Annotated in this window: 17 protein-coding genes; 13 read left to right on the forward strand and 4 right to left on the reverse strand. The window is 37.5% G+C overall.

The features are described from left to right. The first annotated feature begins 10 nt into the window (after positions 1–10). The 11 genes from KRODI_RS08970 to KRODI_RS09020 all read left to right on the forward strand — a co-directional run bounded on the left by KRODI_RS08970 (position 11) and on the right by KRODI_RS09020 (position 12,888). Positions 11–1,126, forward strand: a complete 1,116-nt coding sequence (locus tag KRODI_RS08970; protein ID WP_013751283.1) for a glycosyltransferase — start codon at positions 11–13, stop codon at positions 1,124–1,126. Continuing rightward, positions 1,117–1,686, forward strand: coding sequence for an RNA polymerase sigma factor (locus tag KRODI_RS08975; protein WP_013751284.1), 570 nt, complete (start codon positions 1,117–1,119; stop codon positions 1,684–1,686). Before KRODI_RS08970 ends, KRODI_RS08975 begins: the two co-directional genes overlap by 10 nt. Continuing rightward, positions 1,683–2,918 (forward strand): Nramp family divalent metal transporter, encoded by a 1,236-nt coding sequence (locus KRODI_RS08980; RefSeq protein WP_013751285.1) that lies wholly within the window; start codon positions 1,683–1,685, stop codon positions 2,916–2,918. The genes KRODI_RS08975 and KRODI_RS08980 overlap by 4 nt, the downstream gene beginning before the upstream one ends. Before the next feature lie 80 nt (positions 2,919–2,998). Further along, positions 2,999–4,129 (forward strand): tRNA guanosine(34) transglycosylase Tgt, encoded by a 1,131-nt coding sequence (gene tgt, locus KRODI_RS08985; RefSeq protein ID WP_013751286.1) that lies wholly within the window; start codon positions 2,999–3,001, stop codon positions 4,127–4,129. Then, the gene (locus KRODI_RS08990) at positions 4,130–5,206 is read left to right on the forward strand and encodes an LptF/LptG family permease (RefSeq protein ID WP_013751287.1); all 1,077 of its coding nucleotides are present in this window, start codon (positions 4,130–4,132) and stop codon (positions 5,204–5,206) included. Next, entirely contained in the window at positions 5,193–6,098 is a 906-nt protein-coding gene (locus KRODI_RS08995; RefSeq protein ID WP_013751288.1) for a DMT family transporter, read from the forward strand. Before KRODI_RS08990 ends, KRODI_RS08995 begins: the two co-directional genes overlap by 14 nt. 80 nt (positions 6,099–6,178) lie before the next feature. Next, positions 6,179–7,132: an acetyl-CoA carboxylase carboxyltransferase subunit alpha gene (locus KRODI_RS09000; protein WP_013751289.1), complete on the forward strand. Its 954-nt coding sequence runs from the start codon at positions 6,179–6,181 to the stop codon at positions 7,130–7,132. A gap of 167 nt (positions 7,133–7,299) precedes the next feature. Next, the gene (gene dnaB, locus KRODI_RS09005; protein WP_013751290.1) at positions 7,300–8,856 is read left to right on the forward strand and encodes a replicative DNA helicase; all 1,557 of its coding nucleotides are present in this window, start codon (positions 7,300–7,302) and stop codon (positions 8,854–8,856) included. Between the two features lie 398 nt (positions 8,857–9,254). Beyond that, entirely contained in the window at positions 9,255–10,997 is a 1,743-nt protein-coding gene (locus KRODI_RS09010; RefSeq protein WP_041295875.1) for an alkaline phosphatase D family protein, read from the forward strand. 95 nt (positions 10,998–11,092) lie between these two features. Next, positions 11,093–12,352 (forward strand): hypothetical protein, encoded by a 1,260-nt coding sequence (locus KRODI_RS09015; RefSeq protein ID WP_013751292.1) that lies wholly within the window; start codon positions 11,093–11,095, stop codon positions 12,350–12,352. Between the two features lie 5 nt (positions 12,353–12,357). Beyond that, positions 12,358–12,888, forward strand: coding sequence for a hypothetical protein (locus KRODI_RS09020; protein ID WP_013751293.1), 531 nt, complete (start codon positions 12,358–12,360; stop codon positions 12,886–12,888). 90 nt (positions 12,889–12,978) lie between these two features. Here the strand turns inward: KRODI_RS09020 and KRODI_RS09025 are convergent, their stop codons facing one another. Continuing rightward, on the reverse strand, positions 12,979–13,515 hold the full coding sequence (locus tag KRODI_RS09025; protein WP_013751294.1) for a DUF2911 domain-containing protein: 537 nt from the start codon (positions 13,513–13,515) through the stop codon (positions 12,979–12,981). Between the two features lie 257 nt (positions 13,516–13,772). Here KRODI_RS09025 and asnB point away from each other — a divergent pair, with 257 nt between their 5' ends. Then, the gene (gene asnB / locus KRODI_RS09030) at positions 13,773–15,440 is read left to right on the forward strand and encodes an asparagine synthase B (protein WP_013751295.1); all 1,668 of its coding nucleotides are present in this window, start codon (positions 13,773–13,775) and stop codon (positions 15,438–15,440) included. Between the two features lie 86 nt (positions 15,441–15,526). Here asnB and KRODI_RS09035 read toward each other — a convergent pair whose 3' ends face one another. From KRODI_RS09035 to KRODI_RS09045, 3 genes are all read right to left on the reverse strand, one after another. Continuing rightward, on the reverse strand, positions 15,527–16,597 hold the full coding sequence (locus KRODI_RS09035; RefSeq protein WP_013751296.1) for an L-dopachrome tautomerase-related protein: 1,071 nt from the start codon (positions 16,595–16,597) through the stop codon (positions 15,527–15,529). Between the two features lie 117 nt (positions 16,598–16,714). Then, positions 16,715–17,878 carry an ATP-grasp domain-containing protein gene (locus KRODI_RS09040; RefSeq protein ID WP_013751297.1) on the reverse strand — a complete coding sequence of 388 codons (1,164 nt, stop codon included), beginning with the start codon at positions 17,876–17,878 and terminating at the stop codon, positions 16,715–16,717. Between the two features lie 34 nt (positions 17,879–17,912). Further along, entirely contained in the window at positions 17,913–18,530 is a 618-nt protein-coding gene (locus tag KRODI_RS09045) for a MarC family protein (RefSeq protein WP_013751298.1), read from the reverse strand. A 196-nt stretch (positions 18,531–18,726) separates the two neighbouring features. Between KRODI_RS09045 and radC the strand changes: the two genes are divergently transcribed. Then, positions 18,727–19,440 carry a RadC family protein gene (gene radC, locus KRODI_RS09050; RefSeq protein ID WP_013751299.1) on the forward strand — a complete coding sequence of 238 codons (714 nt, stop codon included), beginning with the start codon at positions 18,727–18,729 and terminating at the stop codon, positions 19,438–19,440. Positions 19,441–19,443: the final 3 nt, after the last annotated feature.

A 19,443-nucleotide genomic window follows, 5' to 3' on the forward strand; every position in this document is an offset into this window, starting at 1 on the left:
CCTCTATCTATTGGAACACATTTTTACACTACTATTTTATATATTTATAGGAGTCACGTTTATTAACGTGACTTTTTACATTTTCTATTGGATATTTGCTTTCGCGAAAATTTCTAACACCAATAGAAGTTCGCTTCCTTCAGTTTCTGTAATTATTTGTGCCAAAAACGAGTCGGCAAATCTTCAAAAAAATATCCCAAAAATACTATCTCAAGACTATCCAGAATTTGAAATTATTTTAATTAATGATGCATCTTCTGATGATACAGAAGATATAATGGAAGCATTTAAACTAGCCAATACGAATGTGCAGCAAGTAAATGTGGTAAATAATGAAACTTTCTGGGGTAATAAAAAATACGCACTTACGCTTGGGATAAAACGAGCACAGCATAAGCACATGTTATTTACAGATGCAGATTGTGTTCCCGCATCAAATCACTGGTTACAGCACATGGCTTCTTCCTTTAGTGAAGAAAAGGAGATTGTGTTAGGTTATGGAGCTTATGAGAAAATCAAAGGATCTTGGATTAATAAGCTTATAAGATTTGAAACTTTGATAACTGCTTTGCAATATTTTAGTTGGGCAAAAGCGGGTAGACCTTATATGGGCGTAGGTCGTAACCTAGCGTATACTTCAGATGTTTTTTATGAGCAAAAAGGATTTATCAACCATATTAAAATTCAAAGTGGTGATGACGACCTGTTTGTAAACGAGGCAAGCACGCGTAAGAATACAGCGATACAGTTTTCTCCAGAATCATTTACAATTTCTACTCCTAAGAAAACTTTTGCAAGTTGGATAACTCAAAAGCGCAGGCATATAAGTACTGCGGTACACTATAAGTTTTTAGAGAAATCATTGCTAGCGCTATTTTATATAAGTCAGTGTTTGTTCTTAGTAGGAGCAATTGCCCTTCTTGTAAATCAGTGTAACTGGCAATGGGTAGCGCTCATTATTGGTGTACGTTATTTATGTGCATGGATTACGGTAGGTTGTAGCGCTGCGCGTTTACAAGAAAAAGATTTGACTTATTTATATCCTATTTATGAGATTACGTTGGTATGTGTACAAATGAGTATCTTTATCTGTAACCTTTTCACAAAACCTACACGGTGGAAGTAACCCCCGAAAAAATTATTCTAGAAATATCCCGAGCAAAAGAAGGAAAGCAAAGTGCTTTCAATTTCTTGCTTAATTCCTTTTGGAGTGAGGTATATGGTTTCCAACTCAAGCGAACTAAAAACGCTTATGACGCAGAGGATATTACCATCCAGACATTTTCAAAAGCATTTTCAAAAATAGACACTTATAAAGAAGAGTATAGATTTGCCACATGGTTAATTACTATATCAAAAAATATACACATTGATATTATTAGGAAAAAAGAGTCTTCTATAAGATCTCATATTTCTGATCGTGATGACGAGCGAGTAAAGAAAGTTGCCGACTTAAACCCTTCTCCAGAAGATGTGCTCATCAAAGAGCAGAATTTATCTGAATTACTAGCTTATATTAAAACCTTAAAGCCTCATTATCAAGAAATCATTAATTTGCGTTACTTTCAAGAAATGAGCTATAAAGAAATGGCAGAGTATCTTGAAGAACCTATGAGTAATGTAAAAGTGAAGCTTCTACGTGCTCGCAGATTACTCGCAGACGTAATTAAAACAGAAGATAATTGAAAGCTATACCCTTTAAAAAGTTAGGACCAGGATTACTATTTGCTGGCGCGGCTATTGGGGTTTCTCATCTTGTGCAAAGCACTAGAGCAGGCGCCGATTTTGGCTTTGGTCTCCTGTGGGCTTTGATTCTCGTAAATATTATAAAATATCCATTCTTCCAGTTTGGGCCTAGGTATGCCTCAGCAACTGGAAACAGTTTGCTAGTTGGGTATATGAAATTAGGTAAGCCTGTTTTGTGGGTTTATTTCTTTTTGACACTAGCTACTATGTTTACTATTCAGACATCAGTAACTATTGTAACTGCAGGAATAGCTGTTCAGCTTTTTGGAATTACTAATGATGTAGCCATATGGAGTGTCGCTATTACAATACTGTGTGCTGCAATACTAGCAATAGGAAAGTATAGGATTCTCGATAAACTAATGAAGGTGATTATTATCACACTCACTATAAGTACGCTGGTGGCTGTCTTTTTTGCTTTTCGCGAAAGCGTAACTAACCAAGGAATGGGAACTCCGGCAAATTTGCTCCAAATTATACCAACAGAAGGAGCGGCTGTTGCATTTCTAATTGCCTTTATGGGGTGGATGCCAGCGCCGCTTGATATTTCTATATGGCATTCATTATGGACACTAGAAAAAAGAGATACGGGTAAGGATGCAATGCGTAATTCAATTTTTGATTTTAATATAGGGTATGCTGGTGCGGTAGTGTTGGGTATTTGCTTTATGACCTTAGGAGCGTTAGTTATGTTTGGTACTGGAGAGACTTTTTCTCCAAGGGGAGGTGTTTTTGCAGGCCAACTTATCAATATGTATACAGCAAGTCTGGGAGACTGGGCAACCTTGCTTATTGGTCTGGCTGCATTTACAACAATGTTTAGCACCACACTTACTACATTAGATGCGTCTCCTAGAGGGCTAGAAGCTACGACCTCATTATTAGGTTTCGGTTTTAAAAAACGAGGGTACTTGTTTTATCTAATCGTCTTAATTCTTGGAACCTGTGGCATATTATTTTTCTTAATAAGCGAGATGGGAGCTCTTGTGAAAGTGGCGACCATACTATCTTTTCTTACGGCTCCATTCTATGCCATTTGCAACTATTTATCCTTTAAGGACGAAAGTGTTCCTAAAGAAGCGAGGATCTCTAAAGGCATGGATTTGCTCAGTATTGTGAGTATAATTGCTTTGTTAGGCTTCAGCATCTGGTATGTTATTACATTGTTTTAATATGCTGAGGCTTTTTTAACCTTTAAAATGACGTTGCAACTTTCATTTTAAATTGTATCTAAGTTATATCTTTGCCTCTTATGCAATTTGACTTACTTACAACAGATCCTGCATCTCAAGCGAGAGCAGGAAAACTTACAACAGATCACGGTGTCATTGAAACGCCTATTTTTATGCCCGTAGGTACGGTAGCATCTGTAAAGGGTGTACACCAGCGCGAGCTTAGAGAAGATATTAATCCAGATATTATATTAGGTAATACCTATCATTTGTACTTACGTCCTAAGATGGACATTATGCAGAAGGCAGGTGGGCTACATAAGTTTATGAACTGGGATCGACCTATTCTTACAGATAGTGGTGGGTATCAAGTATATTCATTGTCTAATAGGCGTAAGATTAAGGAGGAAGGAGTGCGTTTTAAGTCTCACGTAGATGGGTCTATGCACTTATTTACACCAGAAAATGTGATGGAAATTCAGCGCCAGATAGGTGCAGATATTATGATGGCATTTGATGAGTGCACACCATATCCATGTGATTATCGTTATGCAAAGAGATCTATGCACATGACTCATAGATGGCTAGATCGTTGTATAAATCATTTTAATAAAATTCCTGCATTATATGGTCATGAGCAAGCATTATTCCCTATTGTACAGGGAAGTACGTATAAAGATCTAAGAGCACAATCTGCCGAATATATTGCAAATGCGGGTGCTTTTGGAAACGCCATAGGCGGACTTTCTGTAGGAGAGCCAGCCGAAGAAATGTATGGAATGACAGAAGTTGTAACTGCTATATTGCCCAAGGATAAACCTAGATATTTAATGGGAGTAGGTACTCCTATAAATATTTTAGAGAATATTGCGTTAGGTGTAGATATGTTTGACTGTGTGATGCCTACAAGAAATGCTCGTAACGGAATGTTATTTACTGCCTATGGTAGTATAAATATTAAAAACCTTAAATGGGAAGAGGACTTTTCTCCTATAGACGAAATGGGCCTTACTTGGGTAGATACAGAATATAGTAAAGCCTATCTTCGTCACTTGTTTAAATGTCACGAGTTGTTAGGAATGCAAATTGCTACCATCCACAATTTAGGTTTCTATATGTGGTTAGTACGTGAAGCGCGCAAGCATATTATTGCAGGAGACTTTGTTACTTGGAAAGAGATGATGGTAAAACAAATGAATAATCGTTTATAATTGAAAATTCTAGACTGGTATATAGTAAAGCGATACATCGGGACTTTTGTCACGATGCTTGTGCTGTTTATACCCATAGGTATTATTGTAAATCTTGCAGAGAAGATTGATAAAATCTTAGCCAATGAAGCCCCTTTTGGAGAGGTAGCTTTGTATTACCTTAATTTTACAATATACTTTGCAAACCTACTTTTCCCCTTATTTCTATTTTTATCGGTAATATGGTTTACCTCAAAACTGGCGAACAATACGGAGGTCATTGCCTTCTTGAGTAGTGGAGTGTCATTTTATAGATTTTTAAGACCTTATTTAATAGGGGCAACCATAGTCTGTGTGGGCGCTTTCTTTTTAGGTACTTATCTTGCTCCACGGGCAAACAAAGGCTACAACGAGTTCATTTTTGAGTACTTAAAAAAGAATAAGAAAGATCGAGAAACGCAGAATGTCTACAGGCAGATTGACACTGGAGACTATATCTATGTAAGCAGTTTTACACCTCGTACGAAGACAGGACGTAATTTTACATGGGAACATTTTGAAGGCAATAAAATGACTTACAAAATGAGCGCTATTCGTATACGATATAACGAAGAGGATACGACATATACCTTGAACAGCTTTAAGAAGCGAACGATTACAGAAAATGGTGACATCTTAGAAAGTAAGGCAAAATTAGATACAGTCTTTAATTTTGACATGGATGACCTTACCCCTGTAGAGTACATAGCAGAGACCTTAAGTACACCAGAGTTAAGAAAGTTTATTGCAAAAGAAAAATCAAGAGGGTCTTCTTATATAAGTCGCTATGAAGTGACTTTGCAAAAACGCTATAGTTTACCTGTTGCTGCATATATTCTCACAATTATTGCAGTAGCTGTAAGCGCCATGAAGCGTCGTGGAGGGATGGGGATTAATCTTGCTTTTGGTATTGTGCTTGCTTTTGTTTTTATATTCTTTGATAAAGTTTTTGGAACGCTTGCAGAGCAATCAGATTTCCCGCCTTTAGTTGCAGTTTGGACACCTAATATACTTTTTGCTATACTCGCAGTATATCTTCTTCGCAATGCAAAACGATAAGCTTAAGGCATACCTTCATTTTCACCTCATAGTATTTATTTGGGGATTTACAGCAGTACTTGGAGCGCTTATAACTATAGATGCTGTGCCCTTAGTTTGGTTCAGAATGGGACTAGCAAGTATTTTCATATTTGTGTACATAAAGATTCGAGGGGTCTCTCTTGCAGTTTCGCGTAAAACATTAGTAGGTTTTGCTATTGCAGGTTTAGTCATTGCTGTGCACTGGCTTACCTTTTTTGGGGCAATTAAGGAATCTAATGTCTCTATTACACTTGCAATGATGAGTACAGGCGCATTTTTTACAGCCCTACTCGAACCTATATTTTATAAGCGTAAAGTAATCTGGTATGAGTTACTTTTTGGAGCTATCGTTGTAGGCGCACTATATGTTATTTTTGAAGTAGAAACTGCCTATCAAACGGGAATATTACTAGCGCTCTTTTCTGCATTTTTGTCGGCAGTATTTACCTTAATTAATGGGAAGTTTATAGAAAACCATCATCCTACAAAAATATCCTTTTACGAGTTACTCATCGGGAGTCTGTGTGTGACAGCCTATCTCGTAATTGCAAGGCCAGACACATTCTTTTCTGCACAGTTTTTTGTCTTACCTACTATGGATTGGGTATACATTGGTATATTAGCCTCTGTGTGTACGGCTTATGCTTTTATAGCAGCTGTAGCAGTTATGAAACATTTAAGTCCTTATACGATCATGCTTACCATCAATCTTGAACCTGTATATGGAATTTTACTAGCATTTATAGTGCTAGGAGATGCAGAGCAAATGAGTAAAGAATTTTACTATGGCGCGCTTGTAATTCTCGCCGTAGTTATTGCAAATGGAGTGCTTAAGAATAGTAAAAAATTCAAGGCTGTTAAAGAGGCTTGAGTCTCTTAAGAAAACCATTATATTTGTAGACTATACCTAACCGAAAGTAAAGCGCCATTGTGCGTCTTAAAACCTTGAGAATGGAATATTTAGATTTCGAATTACCAATCAAAGAGCTTGAAGAGCAACTGGAAAAATGTGCCTTAATAGGCCAAGAGAGTGATGTAGACGTTACCCAGACTTGTAAGCAAATAGAAAAAAAACTAGCTGCTACTAAAAAGGATATTTATAAAAATCTAACGGCATGGCAGCGTGTTCAATTATCAAGACACCCTAATCGTCCTTATACTTTAGATTACATAAACGCTATCTGTGGTGATACTTTTTTAGAGCTTCACGGAGATCGTAATGTAAAAGATGACAAAGCAATGATAGGTGGCCTAGGAAAGATAGGTGATCAGTCATTTATGTTCATTGGTCAGCAGAAGGGTTATAATACAAAAACAAGGCAGTACCGTAACTTCGGTATGGCAAATCCAGAAGGATATCGTAAGGCGTTACGTCTTATGAAAAGCGCCGAGAAATTTGGAGTACCTGTAGTTTCTATAGTGGATACACCAGGAGCATACCCAGGTCTTGAAGCAGAAGAGCGTGGACAAGGAGAAGCTATTGCTCGTAATATTCTTGAGATGACACGTCTTAAAGTGCCTATTATCGTGATAATTATAGGTGAAGGAGCAAGTGGTGGAGCCTTAGGAATAGGTGTAGGTAACAAAGTTCTTATGCTTGAAAATACTTGGTATTCTGTAATCTCTCCAGAGTCATGTTCTTCAATTTTATGGAGAAGCTGGGAGTACAAGGAACAGGCAGCAGAGGCTTTAAAGCTTACAGCTACAGATATGAAAAAACAGAAGCTTATAGACGAGATTGTAAAAGAACCATTAGGCGGAGCGCATGCAAACCGTCCAGAGGCTTTTCTTACTGTAAAAGAATCAATATTAAAAGCTTTTGACGAATTTAAGAACTTATCACCAACAGAACTCGTGGAACAAAGGATGAATAAATATTCAGAAATGGGAGTCTTCAAAGGCTAACAAGACCTTTTTCACTTGATGCCATAATCCGCGCTTTTCCAGTGCGGATTTTTTTACCCTTATTAACAATATTTTCTAGTTATTAACAGTTCAATTGTTAATGACCTGTGAGTACTACGCTTTCGCGAAAGCGTATCTCGCATAACTATTTATTTACTTTCGTAGCTATGGAACAAACTAAGCCGAAGCCAGCATATAACACTTCTAAAGGTCAAGTAATTAGCCTTGAAAAAGGAAAAATACCACCACAAGCACTTGATCTTGAGGTTGTTGTGCTTGGTGCGCTTATGATTGACAAGAAAGGTGTAGATGAAGTAATTGACATCCTATCACCAGAGGTTTTTTATAAAGATCAGCATAGACATATTTTTGAGGCGATAAGAGTGCTCTTTGAAGAAGGGCAACCAGTCGACTTATTAACTGTTTCTGAGCAACTTAAGAAGATGGGTAAGCTGGATGTAGCTGGAGGTGATTATTACCTTATCCAACTCACTCAAAAAGTAGCTTCTTCTGCCCACATAGAGTATCACGCTCGTATCATCTTACAGAAGTTTATACAGCGTTCACTCATTAAAATTTCTAATGAAATTATTGAAGAGGCGTATGATGAAACTACAGATGTATTTGATCTTCTAGATACTGCAGAAACAAAATTGTATGAGGTAACTCAAGGAAACGTAAAACGTAGTTCTGAGAGTGCTCAGAACCTCGTAATACAAGCAAAAAAGCGAATTGAAGAGATAGCAAATCAAGAGGGATTATCAGGTATTCCTACTGGTTTTCATAAAGTAGATGAGCTTACCTCTGGATGGCAACCATCAGATTTAATTATCGTTGCAGCTCGTCCAGGTATGGGTAAAACAGCGATGACACTTACGATGGCTCGTAACATGGCGGTAGATCAAAATATACCGGTAGCATTCTTCTCACTGGAGATGTCTTCAGTACAGTTGATTACTCGTTTGATTTCGTCAGAAACGGGATTATCTTCAGAAAAACTGCGAACAGGAAAGTTAGAGAAGCATGAATGGGAGCAGCTCAATGTGAAAGTAAAAAGCTTAGAGAAAGCTCCTTTATTTATTGATGATACACCATCGCTTTCTATTTTTGACTTACGTGCAAAGGCAAGACGTCTCGCATCACAGTTTGGGATTAAAATAATAATGATTGATTACCTGCAGTTAATGACGGGTGGTTCTTCTCAAAAGGGTGGAGGTAATCGAGAGCAAGAAATCTCGATGATTTCTCGTAACCTCAAAGCACTTGCAAAGGAACTTTCTATTCCTGTAATTGCACTGTCACAGCTATCACGTGCGGTGGAGACGCGTGGAGGTAGTAAACGACCTTTACTTTCAGACCTTCGTGAATCTGGAGCGATCGAGCAGGATGCAGATATTGTATCTTTTATCTACCGTCCAGAATACTATAAAATTGAAGAATGGGATGATGATGAACGCAGCCCAACAGAAGGACAAGGAGAGTTTATTGTTGCAAAACACCGTAACGGTGGTCTCGATAACATACGTCTTAAGTTCGTTGGTCACTTAGGTAAGTTTGATAACCTTGATGATTTCTCTACGCCATACGAGTTTGCAAGTAGTATGAATGCTGCCGCAAATGATGATACTTTTAATCCTAATGCACTACCTAGTGCAGATGATGCCTTTGGTGGACCACCACCAGGACTCCCAAGTGAGAATGAGGATGATGATGTTCCTTTTTAGAAAATGATATAATTATAGAAAAAGCCTCAATAGTATTGCTATTGGGGCTTTCGTGTTTTCTTGCGTTAAATTTCGCTTTCGCGAAAGCGTTATAAATCATCACACTAGAGTTGCAGATAAACGCAAGGGAAGTATCTCAAATTCCAGGTTTCTAAATGATCGTGCTATTTATTTCTCCGCACAAAATATGTACATTTTTTGATTCCTCCCTTATTTCAAGTCTGTTGAATTGCACATGAGGTGTGTCTATATTCTTAACCTAGCCACACCGTTTGATGTAGTATACTAATGTTAAAATAACATACCACTTGGTTTCATAAAACTACTTTAACTTTAGAATAACTCAGACTTTAAGGATGAACTTTAATTATGTGTCACAAAATCAAACACATATTTTTATGAGTAATCCATCTAATAAAAGGAGACTTTTTCTAAGAAATACATTGCTAGCTACTGGCGGTATAATATTGATTCCTAACTTTATAAGCTGTTCTAATGATGATGATCTAACGTTGAATAATGCGATCATACCAGATAACCTAACGACATCTAATTTTGAACTTGGCGTAGCAAGTTTTGACCCTACTAGTAATCAGGTTATTATCTGGACACATTATACTACAGAAGCAATTCAAGCAACGATTACTTATGAATTAAGTACAGATATAAATTTTAATACTATCGTAAGAAGTGGTGAGGTGATTACAGACAGTAGCCGTGACTTTACAGTTAGTGTTGAGGTACAAGATCTGGAGGCAGGTCAAAAATTATATTATCGCTTTGCAAACCTAGAAGATAACACTGTTTCTGTAATAGGAGAGACTATTACTTTACCATCGAGTGGCCTTGATGCAGTATCTATGGGAGTGGTGTCTTGTGCAAACTATGCTGCCGGACTTTTTAATGTATATGACGCACTTGGAAATTCTGACGTAGATATCATAGTCCACTTGGGAGATTATATTTACGAGTATGGAGAGAATCAATATGGAACAAATGAGAGTACAGTTGCATTAGGCAGAGTTCCCGAGCCTAATCATGAAATCGTAAGTCTTGATGATTATCGCCAGAGATATCGTCAATATCGCAGTGATGCTGGACTACAATTAGCACATCAAAAAAAACCGTTTATTGCCGTGTGGGATGATCACGAGATTACAAATGACACTTATCAAGATGGAGCCCAAAATCATCAAGATAACGAAGGTGATTTTGAAACTCGCAAGCAGGCAGCACTCCAAGCATATAGCGAGTATTTACCAGCAATGACAAATGATGTAAATATCATATATAGAAGTTTTAAGATAGGAGATCTTGCAGATTTAATTATGCTTGATACTCGATTAATAGGTCGTGATAAGCAACTAGATTTTAATAACTATTTTGGGAGTACTGGTAGTTTTGATTTTACTGCATTTGGCGAAGATCTAGTAGATCCTAACCGTAGTATGTTAGGCGCACAACAAAAGAGCTGGTTCCAGAGTACCCTAGCAAATAGTTCTTCAAAGTATCAAGTAATAGGGCAGCAGGTGCTTATGGGAAAAATGTTTATACCGGCAGAGCTTATCATTACAATAGGAACCATTCTAGGAGAAATAGGAGCAACAGGATCGGTGTCTGCCGGAACTACGGCTTTTTTTCAAGCGCAGCTTACCGAGCTGGTAACGCTTAAACTACGTGTACAAGCAAATGATCCAACGCTTACTGCCCAAGAAATAGGACGTGTGTCTAATACCATTCCTTATAACCTTGATGCTTGGGATGGATACTTAGTAGAACGAGAAGAGTTAATGAATAGCTTTGTGGGGAAAGATGTGGTTGTTCTTGCAGGAGATACACATAATGCGTGGTATAATGATCTTACCCTGCAAGATGGAACTGCTGTTGGTAAGGAGCTTGCAACAGCTTCTGTTAGTTCGCCTGGTTTTGAAGGTATTTTAGGAGGTGATGCAGCGACAATCACAGGGTTTCAACAAGCAATGACCATTCTTATAGATGGACTTAATTACTTTAATGCAACTGAGCGTGGCTATCTTAAAGTAACTTTAAGTGGTTCTGGAGTGCAGTCAGATTGGATTTTTATTGATACGATTGCTTCTTCAAATTATATAGCACACACAGGTTTTTCTGAGAGTTTTTAGTTAAACCAGAGTAAATCAATGATTAGAACCCTTATTATTATATAAGGGTTTTTTTTGTGCACGATTTTTGTAATTTCAACGTTATAAAATTGACAATGAAGAAACTACTTATTTTATCCTTTTTGATATTGAATTTCGCTTTCGCGAAAGCGTCATATATCCTCATTCCTATGGATATAGAGACTCAAAGGGAGCATCTTAAAGCATATGGAATTACATACTGGTCACTTGATAAAAACCAAAAAGTAAAGTGGTTACTTAATTACAGAGGCGGCTCTTTCTTGCTGCCAGATACCGAAGAGGTACGCCGCGAATGTACAATACGTGGTGTCTCTTATGAAGTATTATCAGACTCACAAACGGAACAAATTCTTACAGAAATAGCAAGTCCATCTCAAAATATGGAAGCTGTTGTGCTAGAAAAAGCGCCTAAAATTGCCGTGTACACACCAGATAGTAAAGTGCCTTGGGATGATGCAGTAACAATGGTGCTTACCTATGCAGAGATACCTTACACCACTATTTACGATACAGAAGTGCTTAGTGATCAGCTTATTTTATATGATTGGTTACACTTACATCACGAAGATTTTACGGGACAGTTTGGAAAATTCTATGGCTCTTACCGAGCCTCGCCTTGGTACATAGAAGAGAAAAAAGCAGCCGAAGCACTTGCTACCAAACTAGGTTATAATAAAGTCTCAAAGGAAAAGGGCGATGTAGCTCTTAAGATACGTGACTATGTTGTGGGTGGAGGCTTTATGTTTGCCATGTGTAGTGCAACAGATAGCTTCGATATTGCCCTCTCTGCCGAGGGAGTAGATATTTGTGAACCTATGTTTGACGGAGATCCTAGCGAACCAGGATATACTTCAAAAATAGACTTCCAGAAAACATTTGCTTTTACAAATTATACGCTAGAACGTTCTCCTACTACCTACGAGTTTTCGTCTATAGATATGACGAGTAAACGTAAGATTCCTTTTCAAACAGATTATTTTACCTTAAAAGATTATAGTGCAAAATGGGATCCTATTCCTACGATGCTTTGTCAAAATCATACGGCTCTTGTAAAAGGCTTTATGGGACAGACTACCAGTTATGATCCAGAGACTATCAAGTCTAATGTGTTAGTAATGGGTGAAAACCTTACTAATGGTGAAGCGAGATATATTCATGGGATTAAAGGGAAAGGATTCTTTACTTTTTATGGAGGTCACGATCCAGAAGATTACCAGCACAGAGTAGGTGATCCTAAGACAGAGTTAGAACTACATCCTAACTCCCCTGGTTATCGTTTGATCTTAAATAATGTACTGTTTCCAGCAGCACGCAAGAAAAAGCAAAAAACATAATAACATTGAATAGAGTATTTATCATACTAATTGCAATAGCCTTTGTATCTGTCTCTGATGCTCCAGAGCGTCTTCCTTGGCATAGCCAGCGTATACTGCAATGGTCAGATTTTAAAGGAACACCAAGTTCTTTAGAACGCTGGGCAGCGAGTTCTAGTACAGGTATCAGTCAAGGATATGCTTCTAATGGTGAGGGGTATATAGATAAAGCGAGCTTAACTGTTACTGCTCATTTTTATCCGGAGTATTCATGGGTGCGACATCAAGAAAAGAGCAAGCATCTTCTGGCTCATGAGCAAACACATTTTGATATTACAGAAGTGTATGCACGTAAGCTTGAAGATAAAGTAGCCGCGTTTACGTTTACTTCAAATAGTCTTGAAGAAATAAAAATGCTCTATAAAGAAGTAGAAGAAGAGCGTATTGCTACCCAGAAATTATTTGATAAAGAAACAAAGCACTCTATCGACCATATGAAAGAAGTACAGTGGGAGCTTAAAGTCGCAAGATGGCTAAAAGGTAATTTTCAAGATTAGAAAACGCTATAATTTACCTGCTAGGCATAAAAAAACCCGAATTTCCATTACAGAAATTCGGGTTTTGTATGTTGTATAAAAATCTAAAAACTAGTTGTAGAAAGGTACTTCTACACGAGCATTACCCCATGCCATATGAAGGTGAGCTCCTTGATCTACTGGCATAAATTCCATACCAAAATACTCGATCGCATCATCTGCTTGTGTTACCGGTACTGTGATACGAGCTACATCATTTGCTTCTTTGTAGAAGTAAGAACCCCATACATTAAGGTCAGAGCTTAAAATAATGGTCCACTCAGCGCCATTAGGCATTGCATACATTGTGTATGTACCTGCTTTTACTGGCGTCGTACCTAATTTCATGTCCTTGTAAAGAGTAATCTCTGCTGCTTCATTTGCACCTAGTCTCCATACTTTTCCGTCTGGAGCAAGTTTTGAAAGCTCACGCTCCTTAAGTTGTGGACGGCTATATGTTACTTTTACTAGCTTATTTGATTCCTTGTAATTAGATGGAAAAGCCGCTTGATCCATAGGGCTTTTATCTACATTAAAATCTTGTGCATTCACAGATGGTGCAGCAACAAATGCTAGTGCCACCACCGCAGTCATAAAAAACTTTTTCATAATAGTAATATTGTTTTAGAGTTAATTAGTCTTGAAATAGCTCTCAAGGCTCCTTCAAAGTTATGTTGTAAGTCTCACAAAAGTGCTAAAACTTTCAAAATGTTTTAGATGTACGCTTTCGCGAAAGCGTATACCTTCAAATTAATACGTTTATGTGCAATAAAGTTATAATATGTAACTGTATTTGTGTTATTCGTTTTATTAATGGAAGTGTAATTGCATATTTGCCTTATCAATAACAATAAATATATAAAATCATGTGTGGAATTGTATGCGCCTTTGATCTCAAGGAGAAAGCCGAAGATTTACGTCCTCAATTATTAGAAATGTCAAAAAAAATCCGCCACAGAGGACCGGATTGGAATGGGGTTTTTAATAATGAGAATGCCATCATGACACACGAACGTCTGTCTATAGTAGATCCAGCTTCTGGGAAACAACCGTTATTTTCAAAAGATAAGAGTCTTGTGCTCGCAGCAAATGGAGAGATATATAACCATAAGGAATTACGTGAGACCTTAACTGGAGATTACGAGTTTCAAACGGCATCAGATTGTGAGATCATACTCGCGCTTTATAAAGAACATGGTCATGACTTTTGTGACAAGCTCAACGGGATTTTTGGCTTTGCGTTATATGACGTAGCCAAAGATGAATATTTTGTAGCCCGTGATCACATGGGAATTATTCCACTCTATATGGGATGGGATCAGCACGGGACTTTTTATGTAGCTTCTGAGTTAAAGGCACTAGAAGGTGTTTGTTCTAAGATAGAATTATTTCCTCCAGGACATTATTACTCTAGTGTGACGGGAGAGCTTACACGCTGGTATTCTCGTGACTGGATGGAATATGATAAGGTGAAAGATAACGAGTCAAGTATAGAAGAGTTACACGATGCACTAGCGGCATCTATAAAGCGCCAACTTATGAGTGATGTGCCTTATGGGGTATTACTTTCTGGAGGTCTAGACTCATCCATTACAAGTGCGGTTGCAAAGCTATATGCAGAAAAGCGTATAGAATCTGGTGATGAGCAAGCTGCGTGGTGGCCACAGTTACACTCTTTTAGTATAGGACTCAAAGGTTCTCCAGACCTTGCAGCCGCTCAGGTTGTAGCAGATCATATAGGGACAGTACATCACCCTATTGAGTTTACGATACAAGAAGGACTAGATGCTATACGCGATGTAATCTATCATCTAGAAACGTATGATATCACCACGATAAGAGCGAGTACGCCTATGTACTTAATGGCACGTGTGATTAAATCTATGGGAGTAAAAATGGTACTCTCAGGAGAAGGGGCAGATGAGATTTTTGGAGGATATTTATACTTCCACAAAGCACCAAATGCAAAAGAGTTTCATGAGGAGACAGTGCGTAAACTAGATAAGTTACATATGTACGACTGTCTACGTGCAAATAAATCACTTGCAGCCTGGGGAATAGAAGGGCGTGTGCCTTTCTTAGATAAAGAATTTATGGATGTCGCTATGCGTCTTAATCCTCAAGATAAAATGATTACTAAGGAGCGTAAGATGGAAAAATGGATCTTGCGTAAGGCTTTTGAAAAGTATTTACCAGAAAGTGTAGCTTGGAGACAGAAAGAGCAGTTCTCAGACGGTGTAGGTTACTCATGGATTGATAGTCTTAAGGACGTAGTAGATGAAGCTGTGAGTGCTACCCAAATGGAGAACGCTCATCATAGATTCCCTATCCATACGCCTCAAAATAAAGAAGAGTTTTACTACCGTACCATTTTTGAAGAGCACTTCCCAAGTGATGCTGCAGCACGCTGTGTGCCTTCTGTGCCAAGTGTAGCTTGTAGTACACCTACAGCACTAGAATGGGATGAAGCTTTTAAAAACATGAATGATCCATCAGGTAGAGCGGTAGCTTTTGTACATGATGATGCTTATTAAGAATATGTAAATTGTTTAAATAGAAAAACCGCTTTATCTTGAAGGATAAAGCGGTTTTTTAATGCGTGAAATTGAAGAGCTTTTATTTAATCAATACTCACTTTATTAATAGTAAATTTCATGTCTCCTAGAGGACCTGTAATTTCATTAATTCTAGAGTTGGTGTAGTATAAATCACCTTTGTAAATACTAAAGGTATCTGCCCAGCGCACTTGGTCACCTTCAATAAGTGTAGATACTTCTTTAGTATTAGTATCCATTTTCATCACCTTATTATTTTCTAAGTCGGCGAAGTAAAGGTTACTAGCATCATCAAGTATCATCCCGTCTGGTGCGCTCGTTTTTTTAACTAAAGAGACGCTATTTTCTATCTCTTCTTGTGTGCCATTAATAAGTGTTGAAGTTGGGATAGCATATAAGCTATAACCGCTTAGTGCGTGGTAATATAAAATGTCATTATTTACGTCTAATGCAATACCATCAGAATGTACTTTGTTCTCCCAAGTACTGCCATCAGGAAATGTAAGTTGGCTTACTTCAGCTAGTGTTGAGGTGTGTTCATTAAGCACTCTTTTAGATGCTCCAGACTCAAGATCTAAAACTACAAGTCCTGCATGTCCAGAGTCTGTAAAGTAAGCCTTATTGTTTTTTGCATCTACACGCACATCGTTTATGTATGAGTCTTTATGGATGCTACTTTCAGCAATAGTGTAGGTGCGTTTTAATGAGTTTGTAGTTAGGTCAAATACAAAGATTTTTGGGTTGTCAATCACACCACCAAATAGTGGATTACGAGTATCAACTACATATAAGTCATTATTGAAAGCGACTACAGATTGTACCGCTACAAAAAGCGAATCATTAACTTTTTTTCCATCTTCCCATGTATTCCACTGTTCGTTAGGGAATGCACCCGACTCATTATTTTCTAATACTTCAACTACAGAGTTTTCAACACCTTTTCTCCATCTTGGGAAATTAGCAAATATTCTTCCCTCATTACTTACCGTGACACCTGTAACTTGTTGTCCCGTAAAAGAAGCTACTTCAGTGATTACTGGGCTTTCTTGAGTTTTTTGTACTTCTTTTGTTTCTGTAGTGTTCTTGCAGCTTATTATAGAAAATATAACTAGCAGCGATAGTATTGTTTTATTCATGATATGAGTTTTATAATGTATGGTACTTCTTTAACCTTGCAAAGATAGTACGGCTATTTACGCCTAGCGAATAGAAAGTGTTAGGCTTATTATAAAATTCAAGAAACCTTGTTCAGATCATGTAGTCACGTATTCTTTTAAATCAGAAGTTAAGATATCTGTGAGTTCGCGCTCATTATCAGGATTTGTCTCTGTAAAAATAAATCCAAATACAGGATAGCTATGTATATCTAGTGGTCTTACTAATACTGGTTTTTCAAACTTTGTAGCTATCTTTTCGTAGTCAAAACTTTTGATGCTTTCTGCAGGGATACCCGTGCTATTATCTAGTATGATAATGCTAAAGACTTTATCTTCCTTGCCTTTAAATATCTGGTCCCAGTTAGGTTTTTTGCTTTCGCGAAAGCATACATAAGAATTAAAATCTACAGTAATACCAAGTGAGTCACCTGTAGTACAAAATCCTCCAAAACGCAGCGGATTAACCTCAATAGGAGTGATTTTTCCAGAAGCATCTATGCGTATCTCTGCATGCGCAGGAAAATTCTTGAGTTGTAATTCTTGTCCTAATGCACTTAAAAATTCATGTATGGCAACACTATGAGAGGTGATAATATCTTTTGAGGTGCAATAAACGCGATCGCTAGTGTCTTTTCCAGAAGAGAAGAGGTGGTGTAAAATGTTTAAGATTACAACCTCACCATTTGCATTGTGATAGTAATCTATAGCAAATTCCTCTCCTTGAATAAATTCTTCAATAATGAAATACGTGGTGTCCAGTACGTCTTTTGGAAAGATGCTTTTGAGCTTCTCTGGGTGTAGCTCTTTCTTTGCCTTTTCCCAATCGTTTTGATCTTGAATGATATGAACACCTATACTGAAAAAGCCAACACTAGGTTTTATAACAAAAGGAAATTTTAAGATAGCCGAATCTAGAAGATGGACATCCGTTAGAGAAAGCTTTTGAAAATGAAAGTCTGGAAACAAACTTTTAGTAAGTTCTCTAAACTGGACTTTATCCTTCAAGATATTTATCTGGCGAGCAAGTGTGCTATCTCCTAGATGTTGTTCTATCCATACTAACGCATTTTCTGAGTTAGAGTATAGCGTTGTATCTGGATTATCTTTATAAATAGCTACCGCATCCTGCTCATCTATCCAGTTAAGCGTGTCATCTTGAGCGATGGACTTTGCCACGGGAGTTGCAATAATGGGATAGTTATTTTCCTTTATAGTTGCAATAAGAAAATCTGAAGCAAATGGCTTATCTATCAAAAACATAATGATGGTTATTGTGAGGTACTCTAATTAAACTTTAAGCCGTAGCGGTTCCAAAATAAGAGCTTATCCCGCTTAAAATACTTTGTACAGCATATGCGGCTAAGATGAGTCCCATTATTTTACTAATAACTGTAATCCCGTAGTTACCTATGCGCTCTTGAAGTTTATTTGCTCCAAGTAAAATCAAACAAGTAAGTCCTATCACAAATAGCACGAGCGCTGTAGCTATAAACTGCTCTTGTATGGAGTAAATGTGATTATCTGTCATTAACACTACTGCCATAATTGCCCCAGGTGAAGCAATAGATGGTATCGCAATAGGGAATATGGTCACGTGTTTGTAATCTGTAATCTTACTCTTTTCCTCCTCCGGTTTACCATCGCCAAAAATCATAGTCAGCGCAAATAGAAATAGTATTACTCCTCCAGAGATTTGGAAGGCATTTAATGAAACAGACATACCCTCAAGAATGAGCTGCCCTATCACAATAAAAAATAAGAGTATTAAAAATGCTATCACAGAAGCTCTAATAGCAATTTTCTTTTTGTGACGTAAATCAAATTCTTTTGTAGCTTCTAGATATACAGGGATAGATCCTATAGGATCGATTACTGCAAAAATGAAGAAAATGGAAGTGATGATTTCAGACATTTGTCGCTTTATTAATGAAATGTAAATGTACTATTTTCTCATTCTTCAGATTCTCAAATTGTAAGACTCTTTGAATAATATAAGGTGTCTGTATTATTAAGTGGACTGCTTTTAGAACTTGTATTCCTAATATAAACTGATGTTGATTTATTGCTAAGATGCAGATATTCAGACTAAAGCATTATATTTATGGCTTATGGCTATAAAAACATCTACAGACGCTGCTTCCTATATTTCTATAAAAAATTGGTCCGAAGATGATAGGCCACGAGAGAAATTGATGATTAAAGGAAGATCTGTATTATCTGATGCTGAGTTAATCGCTATTTTAATAAGTTCTGGATCTCGAGAAGAAAGCGCAGTTGCACTAAGTAAGCGCATTCTCTCACAAGCTGAGAATAATCTTTCAGAGCTGGGTAAATTTTCGGTAAAAGATTTAATGAAATTTAAAGGAATAGGAGAGGCAAAGGCGGTTACTATTGCTGCTGCGCTAGAACTAGGGAGAAGGAGAAGTGGTGGAGAGACGCTTTCGCGAAAGCGTATTTCTTCCTCAAAAGATGCTTATCAAATATTACAACCTATAATAGGAGAGCTAGGTCATGAAGAATTCTGGGTATTATTTTTAAATAATTCAAATAAGGTGTTACGCAAGGAACAAGTGAGTAAAGGCGGACTTACGGGAACGCTAGTAGATGTGCGGTTAGTCATGAAAACAGCTATAGAACTCAGTGCTGTCGGTATGATTTTAGGACATAATCACCCTTCTGGAACGCTTAAACCATCACAGGCAGACAAGTTACTTACGGCCAAACTAAAAACGGCTGCGCAGAGTCTAGATATCCAAGTCTTAGACCATATTATTGTGACCGAAAAGCAGTATTTTAGCTTTGCCGATGACGGCATTCTATAATCA

The organism is Dokdonia sp. 4H-3-7-5 (genome assembly GCF_000212355.1).
GTDB lineage: Bacteria > Bacteroidota > Bacteroidia > Flavobacteriales > Flavobacteriaceae > Dokdonia.